Here is a 16,962-nt window from a genome sequence, read left to right on the forward strand (position 1 = left end):
AATTAATTTTGCTCGTATTCACCGTTAACAACAGTCGCCCGAACATGATAGTCACGATCAAAAATAGTCAGGTTAGCCACCATGCCTTTTTTGATAGCACCCAATGTCTTGTCCACGCCAATGGCGCGAGCAGGGTAAAGGGTAGCCATACGAATCGCTTCGTCCAGGGCGATACCTGCATGCTCGACACTGTTTTGAACTGCTTCAATCATCGTGAGTGCCGAACCACCAAGTGTGCCGTTTTCATCCACACACTTTCCATCACGGTAATATACTTTCTTACCGACAAAAATAAAGTGATCCATGTCAGCTCCTGCAGGTGCAGTTGCGTCAGTCACTAAAATAAGTTTGTCGCCTTTTATACGGTGAGCGATACGGATGTTAGCGTAATCGACATGGAAACCGTCTGCGATAATACCCGTGTAAACCTCAGGGGTATCATAAATTGCGCCGACCATACCTGGTTCACGGCCCGCGATTGGGGTCATGGCATTGAACAGGTGCGTCGCGAAAGTGATACCAGCAGCAAAGCCTTCACGTGCTTCCACGTAGGTTGCGTTGGTGTGACCTGCAGAGACAACGATACCGGCGTCAACCAGTTGCTCGATGTGGGCGTGTGGGTTTTGCTCAGGCGCCAGCGTCACTTTGGTCACGACATCCGCGTTTTCACAGATGGTGTTGATCATGTTGTCATCAGAGCGACGAATGTGATCAACCGAGTGAATACCTTTTTTCATCACGTTCAGGTAAGGACCTTCAAGGTGCAGACCCAGTGACTGGTTTTGGTATTTGGCTTGGTACTCACGCTGTGCGACAATCGCCGCCTTCATGTCTTCGTCAGAAGAGGTGATCAGCGTAGGCAGGAAGCTGGTACAACCTGATTTCAGGTTGGCACGGTGCATGGTGTGAATTGTGTCGGCATTGATTTCGTCGTTGAACATCACGCCACCACAGCCATTTAGCTGTAGGTCGATGAAGCCCGGTACCAGATTGGCACCGTCAAGGTCACGAGTTTCAATGTCAGCAGGTAGCTCAGCCACAGGGCATACGGCATGAATGTTGACGCCGTCAATAATGACGGCGTAGTTATTCAGCACATCGCTACCGGTAAAAATACGGCAGTTGGTCAGTGCGTACATGGATCAATCCTTCGTTACAGGTGCGAAATGTTCTTTGCTTCTAGCTCTTGGAAGTACTTAACTGTCTTCACTTTTAGCTCTTGAGTAGAAGGCTCGTCACAAACGATCAGTGATTTAGGGTGTAGCTGCAGGGCAGATACTGTCCATAGGTGGTTCACTGAACCTTCAACAGCGGCTTCTAGTGCCAATGCTTTGTTGTGACCTGTAACCAGGATCATGATTTCTTCAGAATCAAGCAGTGTACCCACACCGATAGTCAGTGCGTACTTAGGTACTTGGTTCATGTCGCCGTCGAAGAAACGAGAGTTCGCGATACGTGTATCTTCAGTTAGCGTCTTGATACGAGTACGAGAAGCCAGAGAAGAAGCCGGCTCGTTGAACGCGATGTGACCGTCGTTACCCACGCCACCCATGAACAGGTTGATGCGGCCGTAAGACTTAATTTTGTCTTCGTAACGCTGACATTCTGCCACGTGATCTTCTGCGTTGCCGTTCAGAAGGTTGATGTTTTCTTCTTGAATATCAATGTGATTGAAGAAGTTGTTATACATGAAGCTACGGTATGACTCAGGGTGATCAGCAGGAATGCCGATGTATTCATCCATGTTAAAAGTCACAACGTGTTTGAAACTTACTTCACCTGCTTGATAAAGCTCGATAAGACGCTTGTAGGTCGCTAGTGGAGTGCCACCGGTTGGCAAGCCTAGCACGAATGGACGCTCGGCAGTTGGCTCAAATTTGTTAATACGATCAGCAATATAGCGAGCAGACCACAAACCTACATCTTTAGCTTCATTGAGTGGGATTAGTCTCACGGTGACACCTCATTCCAAGTTTAAAATACGGGAAAATCTTAGCGTGTTATCGCCTTTGTTTTGGATAATAAAATAAGTTTTATGATCGAGCTAGCAAAATCGCCTGTTTATTACCCTTACAGGTGATAAAGATCACAAATGATGACCTTTTAATTTGCGGGGCGAAATTAATTTCTTAAACTGCAAATAACTTAATCGAGTGACTAAAAAAAGTGACTCAACATCGCGTCTAAGAAAACCATAGGGGGAACTAAGGGTGAACATTCTTGGATATATGCAAAAAATAGGTAAGGCACTGATGGTGCCGGTAGCGACGTTGCCAGCAGCAGCGATCCTGATGGGTGTGGGTTACTTCATTGACCCAACAGGTTGGGGTGCGAATAACATCCTTGCTGCCTTCTTCATCAAAGCGGGTGCGGCAATCATCGACAACATGTCTTGGCTATTCGCAGTAGGTGTTGCCTACGGTATGTCTAAAGACAAAGACGGTGCTGCAGCGCTAGCCGGTCTGGTAGGTATGTACGTAGTGACTACGCTACTGTCTCCAGGTGCGGTTGCTCAAATTCAAGGTATCGACCCAAGCGCAGTACCTGCTGCATTCGGCAAGATCCAAAACCAGTTCGTGGGTATCCTAGTGGGTGTAATGTCAGCTGAGCTGTACAACCGCTTCTCTCACGTAGAACTACACAAAGCACTAGCGTTCTTCTCTGGTAAGCGTCTAGTACCTATCCTAACTTCATTTGCCGCTATTCTGGTTTCTTTTGTACTGATGTACGTTTGGCCAAGTGTTTACAACGGTCTAGTGAGCTTCGGTGAAGGTATCCAAGGTATGGGTGAGTTGGGTGCGGGTGTTTACGCGTTCTTCAACCGTCTATTGATCCCTGTTGGTCTGCACCACGCATTGAACTCAGTGTTCTGGTTTGACGTTGCAGGTATTAACGATATCCCTAACTTCCTAGGTGGCGCGAAGTCTATCGCTGAAGGTACAGCAACTGTTGGTGTAACAGGTATGTACCAGGCGGGCTTCTTCCCAATCATGATGTTCGGTCTACCAGGTGCAGCACTGGCTATCTACCACACTGCTAAGCCAGAGAACAAAGAAAAAGTTGCTTCTATCATGATCGCAGCAGGTTTCGCATCGTTCTTCACCGGTGTAACTGAGCCGCTAGAATTCTCATTCATGTTCCTAGCACCTGGCCTATACGTTGTTCACGCATTCCTTGCTGGTATCTCTGTATACATCGCAGCAAGCATGCAGTGGATGGCTGGCTTCGGTTTCTCAGCGGGTCTGGTTGACTTGTTCTTGTCAACGCGTAACCCACTAGCTGTGAACTGGTACATGCTGATTGTTCAAGGTCTAGTATTCTTCGCACTGTACTACTTCATCTTCCGCACTGCGATTGTGAAGTTCAACCTGAAGACTCCTGGCCGTGAAGACCTAGACGACACTGCTTCTGACGTGCAAGGCGCGAAAGAAACAGGCGAACTAGCGAAGCAATACATCAAAGCTCTGGGTGGCGTATCTAACCTAGAAAACATCGATGCATGTATCACGCGTCTACGTCTGACTCTGAAAGACAGCAGCCTAGCTGACGAGAAGACCCTAAAAGCACTGGGTGCGATGGGTGTGGTGAAACTAGGTTCTAACAATCTGCAGGTGATTCTTGGCCCACTGGCTGAAATCGTAGCGGGTGAGATGAAGAAAGTTTCTCCATCAGAAGACCTATCTTCAGTAAAACTGCCTTAATTATTTCACGCTAAATAATTAATCGTAATACATCGGCCTTCTTCGCGAAGGCCGATGATCCCCTCGACTGAACAATCATCTGTCACTACAACACTTCCATTGCATAACGACCCTTTCAGGCTTGCCTGAAATAGAAAGGGCGCTTCGCTGTGTCTGCAGTTTCAGATTATTGTTTTGTTTGTTATTTATTTTTTATTTTGCCTCGGTCCAGTCCTTTTATTTCTGGCCGACGGTATTCGGGAAAGGAGTTACGCGTGAGAACATTTAAACTGAGTTTATTGGCATCAGTTGTGGCCCTTGTGGCGACAGGCTGTGCAACAAACGCACCGAGTCCATCAGTGATGACGGATCAGCAAGTGGCTGACACGTTAGCAGCAAACCTGGATGTGAATTACAAAGTGATCACGAACCATGGTGCGAACGAAGGTCTGGAATGCCGTCAGTTGGCGGCTGAATGGGCATCGTGTGATGTGATCAACCTGACGCTGACCAATAACGGTCCGGCAGTGACTAATACGGATTGGAAAATTTACTTCCACAGCATCCGTATGATCCTGGACGTGCAGAATGATCAGTTCAAAGTGACACACATTACCGGTGACCTTCACACGCTTGAGCCAACCGAGAAGTTCAAAGGCTTCGCGGCAGGCGAGAAAGTGGTGATCCCTTACATCGGTGAATACTGGACGCTGTTTGAAAACGACTTCATGCCGCGTGCTTATGTGATCGCAGGCGACTCGACACCAAAAACACTACAAAGCCTAGACCATGAAGATCCTTCGGCTTACCTGGATCCGATTGATGGCGACAACTGGAAACGTACCCCAACGGATAACAACATTCTGGCCACGGCGCAGTCTCGTTTTGAGAAGAACAGTGACGTAGACCTGATTGCCTCTGAAACTCTGGCGGGTACTATTGTTCCAACCCCTCTGAGCACGACGTTGACGGGTGAGACAGTATCACTGGCGCAAGGCATCAAGATTGACAACAAAGCGTTGTCAGCAGCCATGCTGGATTCAGTGGTCAGCCGTATGGCGACACTGGGCATCAACACCAACGGTCAGTACCCGGTAAAAGTGATCCTGGACCCAAGCCGCTTTAGCAAAGACACCAAAGTGTCAGGCGCTTACCAGCTTGACGTACGTGACGGTTCAACCCTGATCGTGGGTTACGATGCACAAGGTGCGTTCTACGGTCTTCAGTCTCTGATGTCACTGGCGAGCACCGGTGCAGAGAAGACGATCCCAACTCTGAAAGTGGTGGATGCACCGCGCTTTGACTACCGTGGCGTAATGGTCGATGTTGGCCGTAACTTCCACTCAAAAGAAGCGATCCTACGTACGCTAGACCAAATGGCGGCGTACAAGATGAACAAATTCCACTTCCACCTGACCGATGACGAAGGTTGGCGTATTGAAATCCCGGGTCTGCCAGAGCTGACAGACATCGGTAGCCAGCGTTGTCACGATTTGTCTGAAACCACGTGTCTGTTGCCACAGTTGGGTTCAGGTCCGGATAACAACAACTTCGGTTCTGGCTACTACAGCACACAGGATTACCTGGATATCCTGAAGTATGCAAAAGCACGCGGTATCGAAGTGATCCCTGAAATCGACATGCCAGCACACTCACGTGCAGCGGTTGTGGCGATGGAAGCGCGTTACAAGCGTCTGGCAGAAGCGGGCGACTTGGCGGCAGCGAACGAATACCGTCTGATGGATCCACAGGATACGTCTAACGTAACAACTGTACAGTTCTACGATAAGCGTAGCTTCATCAACCCATGTATGGATTCGTCACTGAACTTCGTAGACAAAGTGATCACAGAAGTGGCAGCGATGCACCGTGCTGCGGGCATGCCGCTAAACACTTGGCACTTCGGTGGTGATGAAGCGAAAAACATCAAACTGGGCGCAGGCTTCCAAGATGCGAACGCGGCTGACAAGGTAGAGTGGAAAGGTGACTTGGATCTGTCTAAACAAGACAAGCCATTTGCTCAGTCTCCAATGTGTCAGAAAGCTATCGCTAAGGGTGTCGTGTCTGACTACGGCCACCTGCCAAGCTACTTTGCAGAGAAAGTCAGCAAAGTTGTCGCGGCGAAAGGCATCGAAAACTTCCAGGCATGGCAGGACGGTCTGAAGTACTCGAAAGATGCGGATGCGTTCGCGACAGACAACGTACGCGTTAACTTCTGGGATACTCTGTACTGGGGCGGCGGTGCATCAGCGTATGACTGGGCAGCGAAAGGCTACGACATGGTGATCTCTAACCCAGATTACGTGTACATGGACATGCCATACGAAGTGGATCCAGAAGAGCGTGGTTACTACTGGGCAACCCGTGCAACCGATACGCGTAAGATGTTCGGCTTTGCACCAGAAAACTTGCCTCAGAACGCAGAAACGTCTGTTGACCGTGACGGTAACGGTTTCACCAGTAAGGGTGAAGCATCGCCACGTAAAGGTTTCTACGGCCTGTCTGCACAGCTGTGGAGTGAGACAGTACGTACAGACGACCAGTACGAGTACATGGTCTTCCCTCGCGTATTGGCAGCTGCTGAGCGTGCATGGCACAAAGCGGATTGGGAACGTGATTACCAGCCAGGCCTAGAGTACTCACAAGACACTAACCACGTGAACAAAGTGGCGCTGCATAACGACTGGTCTCGTTTTGCGAACCTGCTAGGTCAGCGTGAATTGGCTAAACTGGATGCAGCGGGTATTCAATACCGTGTACCAGTACCGGGTGCGAAGATCGAAAATGGCGTACTGCACATGAACGTGAGCATGCCGGGTCTACCACTTCAGTACTCAACCAACGGTGGTAAGACATGGTCTACGTACAACGCTGACGCGAAACCAACCGTTTCTGGTAAGGTTTCAGTACGTGCAGTAAGTGCGAACGGCGAGCGTTACAGCCGCGTGATCAGCCTATAATTGACGGTTTGTTGTGTCGGTGGCCATCGCCATCGGCACACGATCCATTACCGTTTTTAACGGTGATGGATGGAATGTCAGTGAGCAAGGCGGCCATTCTTACTGGCCAAGAAATTCCAGCCCCGCTTTTTGCGGGGTTTTTTTATCCATATCGACAAACAATGCATACTATTTGTTGAGTAGTGCCCCCGATTTATGGATGATAGAGAACTTAAAAATCCTGTCAGCACACGAGGTGTAACTAGATGAGTGAATCTGAAGCTCGTCCATCAAACTTTATCCGTCAGATCATTGATGCGGATTTAGCAAGTGGCAAACATACCAGCGTACATACCCGATTCCCGCCGGAGCCAAATGGCTACCTGCATATCGGCCATGCGAAATCTATTTGTTTGAACTTCGGTATTGCTCAGGACTATCAGGGTCAATGTAACTTACGTTTCGATGACACGAACCCTGAGAAAGAAGACATCGAGTACGTTGAGTCTATTAAGAACGATGTTAACTGGTTGGGCTTCGAGTGGAGCGGTGAGATTTGCTATTCATCAAACTACTTCGATAAGCTACACGGGTTTGCAATTGAATTAATTAATAAAGGCTTAGCGTACGTTGATGAGCTAAGTCCAGAGCAAATGCGCGAGTACCGTGGTACGTTGACCGAGCCAGGTAAACACAGCCCGTACCGTGACCGTAGCGTTGAAGAAAACCTTGAGCTGTTCGCAAAAATGAAGAACGGCGAGGTTGAAGAAGGCAAGATGTGTCTTCGTGCCAAGATCGACATGGCATCACCATTCATGGTTATGCGCGATCCTGTGTTGTACCGTGTACGTTTTGCGTCACACCACCAGACCGGTGACAAGTGGTGCATCTACCCAATGTACGACTTCACGCACTGTATTTCAGATGCGCTAGAAGGCATTACTCACTCTATCTGTACGCTAGAGTTCATGGACAACCGTCGTCTGTACGATTGGGTTCTGGAAAACATCACCATTGATTGCCAGCCACGTCAGTACGAGTTCAGCCGTCTGAACCTGGAATACACGGTCATGTCTAAGCGTAAGCTAAACCAGCTAGTGACTGAGAAATTGGTATCTGGTTGGGATGACCCACGTATGCCGACTATCTCTGGCCTACGTCGTCGTGGCTTCACGTCTGCGTCTATCCGTGAGTTCTGTAAGCGTATCGGTGTGACTAAGCAAGACAACACGATCGAAATGAGCTCACTAGAGTCTTGTATCCGTGATGATCTGAACGAAAACGCACCACGTGCGATGGCCGTTCTGGATCCAGTGAAAGTGGTTATTGAAAACTTCACTGGCGACGCGGAAATGCTGAACGTGGCGAATCACCCGAACAAGCCAGAAATGGGTTCGCGTGAAGTACCGTTCACTCGTGAAGTGTACATCGAGCGTGAAGACTTCCGCGAAGAAGCGAACAAGAAGTACAAGCGTCTGGTGCTAGGTAAAGAAGTGCGTCTACGTGGCGCGTACGTGATCAAAGCTGAACGTATCGAGAAAGATGCTGAAGGCAACATCACAACGATCTTCTGTACTTACGACAACGAAACATTGGGTCAGAACCCAACTGACGGCCGTAAAGTGAAAGGTGTGATTCACTGGGTATCTGCAGAGCAGGGCATCCCAGCGGAAATTCGTTTGTACGATCGTCTGTTCACGGTACCAAACCCAGGTGCAGCGGAAGATTTCGTGTCAGTGATCAACCCAGAATCGCTAACTGTTCTACGTGGCTTTGTTGAGCCTGCATTGGCAAGCGCTGAAGCAGAAAAAGCGTACCAGTTTGAGCGTATGGGCTACTTCTGTGCGGACAGCAAAGATTCAAGCGCGGATGCGTTGGTCTTTAACCGTACAGTTGGTCTGCGTGACACATGGGCAAAAATGGCTGACGAGTAATCGCGCAGTATGATGCCAACAAAAAAACCAGCCGAAAGGCTGGTTTTTTTATGCAAGTTTTTCGTGGTAATGACGCCACAACAGACAGCGAGCAAACCACCTGTTATGCGGTCATCGGTATTACTTGCGATCGTGAAGGGTGTCGTCTTCGTTACAGTTACCTTCCATGCAGTGTCCGTACAGGTACAGGCTATGGTTGGTCAGACGAACATTAAAGCTGGCTGCGATTTCTTTCTGGCGCTTTTCAATCACTTCATCAGAAAATTCAATCACTTTGCCACAGTCTAGACAAACAAGGTGATCGTGGTGATGTTGGGTCGCCAGTTCAAAAACCGATTTACCACCTTCAAAGTGGTGGCGAGTCACAATACCGGCATCATCAAATTGGTTAAGGACGCGGTAAACCGTTGCTAGGCCAATCTCTTCACCGATATCAATGAGCTTTTTATAAAGATCTTCAGCACTGATGTGTTGGCAGTCAGGTTGCTGGAGAACTTCCAGAATTTTAAGGCGTGGAAGCGTAACCTTTAGGCCTGCTTGTTTGAGTGCGTGATTATTATCTGACATTCGAGTTTCCTATTGGCTACCCGCACCCACATGATGCGGTAGTCTTTCTCTTCTTTCCTCATTATAAGTGACCACAAGGTAACAATAAACCTTAAAACAGGTCAATCTTGCTGATATCTAACTTTTCTTTTTGTTATGTAGATGTTACTTAAGTGTGCGTTGTTGCAAGTAAAGCACACGATCACTGCCGCTTTTTTGATCTTGTTTTTACTGAGTGAGAATGAAAAGAGAGGAAGTGCATAGGTGTACCTAATAAATGAGAAATAGGCATCATTTTTGTAAGGTTTTCAACGCAGATAGCAGCCAGTTTTCACTCAAATAGAGTGTGGAAAGGGGCGTAAGGGGAGAAGATAAACGTTAAAAGGGTGAAATAAAAATGCTAATCGTACTCACTTCGGTTGTGCGATAAAAAAACGCCAGACGGGGTGTCTGGCGTTACATTGAGTGTGTGCAATTAGTCGGCTAGTTCAGCCAGGCACATCTCTTCATAAATTTGGTTGACCCACTTTTCAACACGCTCAGCAGTCAGTTCTGGCTGGCGATCTTCGTCGATACACAGACCGATGAAGTGGTTGTCATCCACAAGCGCTTTAGACGCTTCGAATTCAAAACCTTCTGTAGAGAAGTGACCTACGATGGTTGCGCCACGGCCTTCAACGATGTCACGTACTGTACCCATCGCATCACAGAAGTACTCTGCGTAGTCTTCTTGGTCACCACAGCCAAAGATAGCCACTAGCTTGGTAGAGAAATCGATGTTTTCCAGTTCAGGGAAGAAGTCATCCCAGTCACACTGTGCTTCACCGTAGTACCACGTTGGGATACCCAGAAGCAACAGGTCAAAGTTATCGATATCTTCTTTGCTGCTTTTCGCAATATCTTTAACTTCAACAAGCTTCTCGCCCAGTTGTTTCTGGATCATTTTAGCGACTGCTTCAGTGTTACCTGTGTCGCTACCAAAGAAGAGTCCTACACTCGCCATAGTAGAAATTACCCGTATTAATTGTTGACCGTTAACTTGAGTGTTAACGATAGACAGAATGTCTCGCCCGGAGCAAGTCCCGGCATCTTGTACGTATACGCGTCATACGCACAAATAAATCGGTTTCAGTGTTAACCCATTGGCTCTGTTGTACCGCATTGTGGCGGTTTAGCCAATACCGGCGCCTTCCCAACTTATCTGGATCAGCCCTTTGGTGATAAAGCCCGCACAGCCTAGAAACAGCACGAGCCAGACAATTTTACGACCAAAAGGGGGAACATTACCTTGCTTGAGGACATCGCGGATCGCCATACCGATAAAGAAGAATATCGCAGCAAACAATAAATCCAATCCGATGGATTCCAGCAAGTCCATATGCTCGTATAACATGTGAGTCTCCCTACCGCCGGTGTTAACACTGAGCTAGGCGCGCACTATAGCACAGACAATACCAGCCTGTTAACGCTAAGCCGTCTGTAAGAAGTTCAAAATGATGCGATTGACGGTCTCTGGCTTTTCCGCGTGCAGCCAGTGTCCCGTATTTGCCACCTGATGCGCTTTGGCCGTCGGAAATTGACGTTGAATCGCCTCGCGGTGCTCTGGCAGCAGATAGTCAGATTGCTGGCCTTTCATGAACAATGTGCGGCCATGGAAAGGCGGGATCTCTTCCCAGCCCATAATGGTGGCGTAATTGGCAATCAGGCCATCAACATTAAAACGCCAGCCGTAGTGGCCTTCTGGCAGCTTGGCAAAGGACTTGAGCAAGAACTGGCGTACGCCGGGATCTATCACATGCTGTGACAGGTAGGTTTCTGCGTCACTGCGTTTGTGTAAGGTGTGTTGATTGACCGCTTGCAGGCCGGCAAACACATTTTCATGGCGATGCACGTGATAGGTGACCGGCGCGATATCCAGTACCAAAAGATGGTGAATGCGCGAGGCGGCCAGTGAGGTGACAGCCATGGCCACTTTTCCGCCCATAGAATGACCAATCAGCGAGAAGCTTGGCAGATCTAACTGATCAACCACATTGAGTACATCCTGCGCTAAGGCTTGGTAGGTAAAGCTGTCACTGTGCGGGGAACGACCGTGGTTACGCAGATCCACACTGATCACTTTGTATTGCTCTTTCAAGGATCTAGCGAGTAACCCCAGGTTATCGGCGCTGCCAAACAGGCCATGGATCAAGACGATCGCATCGCCTTCTCCTTCGACGTGGTAATGAAGATTCACTGACTATTTTCTCTTGTTGTTAACGCTTTATCGTAGAGTATACCTTCGGATCACGTTATAATCTCACCGTGATTTTTAAACGGAACGATAATGAACACTACGATGAAGACTATTGAGGTAGACGACGAGCTATATCGTTATATCGCTAGCCAAACTCAACATATTGGCGAAAGCGCATCTGACATTCTGCGTCGCTTATTGATGATGCCCGATCAAACCGTAGAAACGCTTCAGCATGACGTGGTTATGCCAGTGCGTCCGAAAGGGATCGTGGTAAGCAAAGATGCAGGTAATGTCGTTCATACCGATCGTGTGAAAGAAATGCGTTCACTGCTGATCTCAGATGAATTCGCAGCACAAGAAAAGGCGATTGGTCGCTTTATGCTGGTGTTGTCCTCGCTTTATCGTATCGATCCGCAAGGCTTTACTGAAGCGGCGGCCATCAAAGGGCGCACACGCGTTTATTTTGCTGACAGCGCAGAGACGCTGCTGGCGAGTGGTAAAACGACGAAACCAAAGTCGATTCCAGAGACCCCATTTTGGGTAATAACAAATACAAATACAGATCGTAAACGCCAGATGATCGAGCAACTGATGGTTAAAATGCGTTTCGGTTCTGACATCATCGAAAAAGTTTGCGGTGAAATCTAAATAGGCAGTTTTGCCTTACTTCATACAAGGACAGGTTAATGGCGATTCATCCTCGAGCTGGGCAGCGCGCTCAGCAAGAAGATATGCATAATATCCCCGCGTTAGTGGCTAACTACTTCCTGATTGAACCTAATCCACAGGATCCTCAGCAGCAAGTAGCTTTTGGTACTTCCGGCCACCGTGGTACTGCGGATAAAGGGACGTTTAACCAGCATCACATTTGGGCGATTGCACAAGCCGTTGCGGAAGTGCGCGCTGCCAATGGGGTGACGGGCCCGCTGTTTTTAGGTAAAGACACCCACGCATTGTCTGAGCCAGCCTTTACTTCCACACTGGAAGTGTTGGTGGCAAACGGTGTGAAAGTGGTGATCCAGGCAGGTCGTGGCTATACGCCAACGCCGGGTGTGTCGCATGCGATCCTGTGCCACAACGTGGTGAATGCGGATAAAGCAGACGGCATCGTGATCACGCCTTCTCACAACCCACCTCAGGACGGCGGTATTAAGTACAACCCTGTGCACGGTGGTCCAGCAGAAGGTGCATTGACAACGGCGATTGAAAGCCGTGCCAATGCGATCATCGCTGCGGGCTTGGTGGATGTGAAGCGCGTGTCTATTGCTGACGCATTTGCCAGCGACTTGGTAGAAGAGCGTGATCTGGTAGCGCCATACGTGGACGATTTGGTGAACGTGATCGACATGGCGGCTATCCAGCAAGCCAACCTGAAAATCGGTGTAGATCCATTGGGTGGTTCTGGCATTGAATACTGGCGTCAAATTGCCGCGCATTACGGCCTGGATCTGACGCTGGTGGATGAATCGATTGACCCATCATTCCGTTTCATGTCACTGGACAAAGACGGTGTGGTGCGTATGGACTGTTCATCGCCTTACGCGATGGCGGGTCTGTTGGCACACAAAGACAAGTACGATCTAGCGTTCGGTAATGATCCGGATTACGATCGCCACGGCATTGTGACGCCTGCAGGTCTGATGAACCCGAACCACTACCTTGCGGTATGTATTGACTACCTATACCGTCACCGTCCGGAGTGGAGCCAGCAGGTTGCCGTGGGTAAAACCTTGGTATCGAGCGCTCTGATTGACCGTGTGGTGGCTGATCTGGGTCGCGAACTGTGCGAAGTACCTGTGGGCTTCAAGTGGTTTGTTGATGGTCTGTACAGCGGTGAGTTGGGCTTCGGTGGTGAAGAAAGTGCAGGGGCATCGTTCCTTCGCATGGACGGCACGCCTTGGTCTACCGACAAAGACGGTATCCTACTGTGTTTGCTAGCGGCAGAAATTACGGCGGTAACGGGTAAAAACCCGCAGCAGTACTACGAAGAGCTGGCAGCGAAACACGGCGCATCTGAGTACAACCGTCTGCAAGCGGTAGCGAACGGTGAGCAAAAATCGATCCTGAGCAAACTGTCTCCAGAGATGGTCGCGGCAGAAACGCTGGCCGGTGATGCGATTACGGCGCGTCTGACCCATGCGCCAGGTAATGGTGCAGCGATCGGCGGCCTGAAAGTGACGACGGCAAACGGCTGGTTTGCGGCGCGTCCATCAGGCACAGAAGATATCTACAAGATTTACTGTGAAAGCTTCAAAGGCAAAGATCACCTTGCGTTGATCGAGCAAGAAGCGCAGGAAATCGTGAGTAAGGTATTTGCTGACGCTGGCCTGTAAGGTCTGCCTTGTTTGAATGAGAAACGCCCGCTTGCGGGCGTTTTTTATGCCTGCTATTTATGCCTCGGAGCGTCTCTGCGGCCAGTGCATAGGCATCACAAACCATAACTGTTCATCCGGTGCGACGGCCATGGTCGGGTGCGTCACAGTAGAAAGCGACGGGGTGGGTGATAAATGGGCGTAACGTGGCGGGACAATCCAATCTAGTTTGGTGATAGCACGCAGACCCAATCCCTCACATTCGTTGGCATAACACCATTGCCCGAATGATGCCGCCGGATTAATGGCAATGCTCGATCCCGTGTCGTTACGATAAGCCGGCGTAAACAGGCGACCTTGCATGATCAGGCGTTTTACCGTCGGTTGCCCAAACTGATGAGCGAATTGGGAGTGATAGGTCGACGAATCAGACAACGGCAGCTGGTGGCTCAGCATGCGCTGGGCTTTTTTGTCCAAGTTATCTTTGGCATTGGGGCCCGGCCACTGTTGTTCCCTGGCCAGATAAAATTTGATCGCCACTTCCCAATGTTCAAGCTCACCACTGCATTTATTCTTTACTAAAAAATCAATCGCGCCGACGGTACGTCCCGCGTCATGCAACTGAATTTCCTCGGCAACCATCTCATAGTCGGGGTGGTGTGTGATTAATTGCTGCCATAGCCATTGGTAGAAAAAGCCCAGCCGGGTATTGCCGTTATAGGTGACCTGCTCAGGGATCACGGCGGCGTGCCGAAATGCGTTCAGCCAGGCCTGATCGGCAATGGGGGCTGTGTCATGCGTACTGTGTAAGAGGGGCGGCAGGGACAGTACCGCTTCGAAGTAGTGGCGTAAGCAAGGCGGTAGCGGTAAATGTGGCGGTGCTTGCGTCATGGGATCTCCCTGTGTGTGAGGTGATAGCCGTTGTTATCTGATCGAGAGTGTGGGTGATCGTGAATAAGATAATAACAGGACGCGGATTCGCTGGGCACCGATACCGGCAAGATGTCAGAGGCTTATCACCGAATGAAAGGGATCACGGGTTACGGATTAGGGCTTTTTTCCCTTTGTTTTCCGGTTAGAATGAGAAAGATCCCGCGAGAAGGAAGCAGAACAATGAACAACATCCAACTAGAGTCGGTGCTCAACGAACTATTGAGCCCGCATTTGATCAACGACTACTGCCCGAACGGCTTGCAAGTGGAAGGCAAATCGGAAGTTAAAAAAATCATTACCGGTGTCACGGCGTGTCAGGCTCTGATTGATCGTGCCATTGAAGAAAAAGCAGATGCCTTATTGGTGCACCACGGCTTTTTCTGGAAAGGCGAGCCGGCGGAAATCCGTGGCATGAAATTCCGCCGCATTAAAGCCCTGATTGAAAATGGTATTAACTTGTACGCTTACCATTTGCCGCTGGATGTTCACCCGACACTGGGCAATAACGCGATGCTGGCGCAGCTGCTGGGGCTGGAAGTCTTAGGGGGGCTGGAGCCGGGTAAGAGCAATTCTGTGGCAATTTACGGCCAGCTGGCACAACCGATGAGCGGGACAGATTTTGCCGCGCGTATTGCGATGACACTACAGCGTGAGCCGTTGCACATTGGTGACAATGGGCCGGCTGACATTAAAACCGTGGGATGGTGTACCGGTGGCGGTCAGGACTTCATTGAGCTGGCGGCGCAGAAAGGCTTGGATGCGTTTATCTCAGGGGAGATCTCAGAGCGTACCGTACACACGGCGCGTGAGCTGGGGATCCATTACTTCAGCGCGGGTCACCATGCGACCGAACGTTATGGCGTGAAATCACTGGGTGAGCACCTGGCGGCTGAGCATGGCTTTGATGTCACCTTCATTGATATCGATAACCCGGTATAACAGGGTCGTGAAATCGTCTTCTTTGTGCTCCTGTCTTCGCTATGATGTCGCATTCAGGATGATGATGAAGCAGCAAAAAAACAAAAGGGCCGATGTGGCCCTTTTGTATTAGTGAGACTGTGTCAGCGAGTTATTCACGCTCGTGCAGTGGCTTAAATTCACGCTGCGTGTAACCGGTGTACAGCTGACGAGGGCGGCCGATACGGTTTGCCGGATCGTCATGCATTTCTGCCCAGTGGGCAATCCAGCCAATCGTACGTGACATCGCAAAGATCACGGTAAACATAGAGACTGGAATACCGATCGCTTTAAGGATAATACCGGAGTAGAAGTCCACGTTCGGGTAGAGTTTCTTCTCAATGAAGTATTCGTCCGATAGGGCAATACGTTCCAGTTCCATCGCGACATCCAGTAGCGGATCTTGGATGTTCATCTCATCCAGTACGCTGTGACAGGCTTCACGCATCACCGTTGCACGTGGGTCATAGTTCTTGTACACGCGGTGACCAAAGCCCATTAGACGGAAAGGATCATCTTTGTCCTTCGCGCGCTCAATAAACTCAGGAATCGCTTCTACGCTGCCGATTTCTTCCAGCATCTTCAGACACGCTTCATTGGCGCCACCGTGTGCCGGACCCCATAGCGAGGCAATACCTGCCGCGATACAGGCAAATGGGTTGGCACCCGAAGAGCCCGCAAGACGTACGGTTGAGGTAGAGGCATTCTGTTCATGATCCGCATGCAGGGTAAAGATCTTATCCATAGCACGCGCCACCACTGGGCTCACTTCGTACTCTTCACACGGTGTCGCAAACATCATGTGCAGGAAGTTCTCGGCGTAGTCCAGATCATTTCGTGGGAAAATGAATGGCTGACCGATGGAATACTTGTAACACATTGCAGCCAGTGTCGGCATTTTAGACAGCAAGCGGAATGCAGTGATTTCGCGGTGGGTATCGTTATTGATATCCAGTGAATCGTGATAGAAGGCGGCAAGTGCACCCACCACACCACACATAACGGCCATAGGGTGAGCATCACGACGGAAGCCGTGGAAGAAGCTGGAAATCTGCTCATGCACCATAGTATGACGCGTTACCGTAGTACGGAACGTTTCATATTGCTCACGGGTAGGGACTTCGCCGTAAAGCAGGATATAACAGACTTCGAGGTAATCAGCGTTATTAGCCAGTTGGTCAATCGGGTAGCCACGGTGGAGCAGAATACCTTTATCACCATCAATGTAGGTAATTTGAGATTCACAAGATGCTGTGGCGAGAAAACCAGGGTCAAAAGTAAAATAACCGTTAGCGCCTAATTGGCGTACATCAATTACTTCAGGCCCTTCTGTGCCCCCGATAATCGGCAGTTCGACGGGTGCTTTCCCTTCAATGTGAAGAGTAGCTTTCTTGTCTGCCATAACAATCTCCTTTGTATTTT

The 16,962-nt window shown here is 49.5% G+C and carries 14 protein-coding genes; 6 read left to right on the top strand and 8 right to left on the bottom strand.

Annotated elements, in window-relative coordinates; translation table 11 throughout:
* Positions 1-2 precede the first annotated feature (2 nt).
* Positions 3-1,139, bottom strand: a complete 1,137-nt coding sequence (gene nagA / locus ABT58_RS13705; protein ID WP_047874984.1) for an N-acetylglucosamine-6-phosphate deacetylase — start codon at positions 1,137-1,139, stop codon at positions 3-5.
* Positions 1,140-1,153: 14 nt separating this feature from the next.
* Positions 1,154-1,954 carry a glucosamine-6-phosphate deaminase gene (gene nagB / locus ABT58_RS13710; protein ID WP_047874985.1) on the bottom strand — a complete coding sequence of 267 codons (801 nt, stop codon included), beginning with the start codon at positions 1,952-1,954 and terminating at the stop codon, positions 1,154-1,156.
* 256 nt (positions 1,955-2,210) lie between these two features.
* Here nagB and nagE point away from each other — a divergent pair, with 256 nt between their 5' ends.
* The 3 genes from nagE to glnS all read left to right on the top strand — a co-directional run bounded on the left by nagE (position 2,211) and on the right by glnS (position 8,553).
* Positions 2,211-3,701, top strand: a complete 1,491-nt coding sequence (nagE, locus tag ABT58_RS13715) for an N-acetylglucosamine-specific PTS transporter subunit IIBC (RefSeq protein ID WP_047874986.1) — start codon at positions 2,211-2,213, stop codon at positions 3,699-3,701.
* Positions 3,702-3,955: 254 nt separating this feature from the next.
* Positions 3,956-6,640: a beta-N-acetylhexosaminidase gene (locus ABT58_RS13720; RefSeq protein WP_053063095.1), complete on the top strand. Its 2,685-nt coding sequence runs from the start codon at positions 3,956-3,958 to the stop codon at positions 6,638-6,640.
* A gap of 245 nt (positions 6,641-6,885) precedes the next feature.
* Entirely contained in the window at positions 6,886-8,553 is a 1,668-nt protein-coding gene (glnS, locus tag ABT58_RS13725) for a glutamine--tRNA ligase (RefSeq protein ID WP_047874987.1), read from the top strand.
* A gap of 120 nt (positions 8,554-8,673) precedes the next feature.
* On the opposite strand, the gene fur is transcribed toward glnS, so the two are convergent.
* From fur to ABT58_RS13745, 4 genes are all read right to left on the bottom strand, one after another.
* A complete protein-coding gene (gene fur / locus ABT58_RS13730) occupies positions 8,674-9,120 on the bottom strand; it encodes a ferric iron uptake transcriptional regulator (protein WP_047874988.1) in 447 nt (148 codons plus the stop codon).
* A gap of 454 nt (positions 9,121-9,574) precedes the next feature.
* Complete coding sequence (gene fldA / locus ABT58_RS13735) at positions 9,575-10,102, bottom strand: flavodoxin FldA (RefSeq protein WP_047874989.1); 528 nt, start codon at positions 10,100-10,102, stop codon at positions 9,575-9,577.
* 168 nt (positions 10,103-10,270) lie between these two features.
* Positions 10,271-10,492, bottom strand: coding sequence for a DUF2788 domain-containing protein (locus ABT58_RS13740; RefSeq protein WP_047874990.1), 222 nt, complete (start codon positions 10,490-10,492; stop codon positions 10,271-10,273).
* Positions 10,493-10,567: 75 nt separating this feature from the next.
* Positions 10,568-11,335, bottom strand: a complete 768-nt coding sequence (locus ABT58_RS13745) for an alpha/beta fold hydrolase (RefSeq protein WP_047874991.1) — start codon at positions 11,333-11,335, stop codon at positions 10,568-10,570.
* 102 nt (positions 11,336-11,437) lie between these two features.
* Between ABT58_RS13745 and seqA the strand changes: the two genes are divergently transcribed.
* Positions 11,438-11,986: a replication initiation negative regulator SeqA gene (seqA, locus tag ABT58_RS13750; RefSeq protein WP_047874992.1), complete on the top strand. Its 549-nt coding sequence runs from the start codon at positions 11,438-11,440 to the stop codon at positions 11,984-11,986.
* Between the two features lie 38 nt (positions 11,987-12,024).
* Positions 12,025-13,671, top strand: a complete 1,647-nt coding sequence (gene pgm / locus ABT58_RS13755; RefSeq protein ID WP_047874993.1) for a phosphoglucomutase (alpha-D-glucose-1,6-bisphosphate-dependent) — start codon at positions 12,025-12,027, stop codon at positions 13,669-13,671.
* Between the two features lie 57 nt (positions 13,672-13,728).
* On the opposite strand, the gene ABT58_RS13760 is transcribed toward pgm, so the two are convergent.
* Complete coding sequence (locus ABT58_RS13760) at positions 13,729-14,541, bottom strand: DUF1853 family protein (RefSeq protein ID WP_047874994.1); 813 nt, start codon at positions 14,539-14,541, stop codon at positions 13,729-13,731.
* Between the two features lie 222 nt (positions 14,542-14,763).
* Here ABT58_RS13760 and ABT58_RS13765 point away from each other — a divergent pair, with 222 nt between their 5' ends.
* On the top strand, positions 14,764-15,522 hold the full coding sequence (locus ABT58_RS13765) for a Nif3-like dinuclear metal center hexameric protein (RefSeq protein WP_047874995.1): 759 nt from the start codon (positions 14,764-14,766) through the stop codon (positions 15,520-15,522).
* Between the two features lie 130 nt (positions 15,523-15,652).
* On the opposite strand, the gene ABT58_RS13770 is transcribed toward ABT58_RS13765, so the two are convergent.
* Positions 15,653-16,942 (bottom strand): citrate synthase, encoded by a 1,290-nt coding sequence (locus ABT58_RS13770; RefSeq protein ID WP_047874996.1) that lies wholly within the window; start codon positions 16,940-16,942, stop codon positions 15,653-15,655.
* Between the last annotated feature and the right edge of the window lie 20 nt (positions 16,943-16,962).

This window comes from Photobacterium aphoticum, assembly GCF_001029435.1.
GTDB classification, from domain to species: Bacteria; Pseudomonadota; Gammaproteobacteria; order Enterobacterales; family Vibrionaceae; genus Photobacterium; species Photobacterium aphoticum.

Bases quoted from the DNA above. Each gene is read 5' to 3' on its own strand.
- seqA (WP_047874992.1), top strand. From the start codon at position 11,438: ATGAAGACTATTGAGGTAGACGACGAGCTATATCGTTATATCGCTAGC.
- glnS (WP_047874987.1), top strand. From the start codon at position 6,886: ATGAGTGAATCTGAAGCTCGTCCATCAAACTTTATCCGTCAGATCATT.
- ABT58_RS13740 (WP_047874990.1), bottom strand. From the start codon at position 10,492: ATGTTATACGAGCATATGGACTTGCTGGAATCCATCGGATTGGATTTA.
- ABT58_RS13760 (WP_047874994.1), bottom strand. From the start codon at position 14,541: ATGACGCAAGCACCGCCACATTTACCGCTACCGCCTTGCTTACGCCAC.
- fldA (WP_047874989.1), bottom strand. From the start codon at position 10,102: ATGGCGAGTGTAGGACTCTTCTTTGGTAGCGACACAGGTAACACTGAA.
- pgm (WP_047874993.1), top strand. From the start codon at position 12,025: ATGGCGATTCATCCTCGAGCTGGGCAGCGCGCTCAGCAAGAAGATATG.
- nagA (WP_047874984.1), bottom strand. From the start codon at position 1,139: ATGTACGCACTGACCAACTGCCGTATTTTTACCGGTAGCGATGTGCTG.
- fur (WP_047874988.1), bottom strand. From the start codon at position 9,120: ATGTCAGATAATAATCACGCACTCAAACAAGCAGGCCTAAAGGTTACG.
- ABT58_RS13770 (WP_047874996.1), bottom strand. From the start codon at position 16,942: ATGGCAGACAAGAAAGCTACTCTTCACATTGAAGGGAAAGCACCCGTC.
- ABT58_RS13765 (WP_047874995.1), top strand. From the start codon at position 14,764: ATGAACAACATCCAACTAGAGTCGGTGCTCAACGAACTATTGAGCCCG.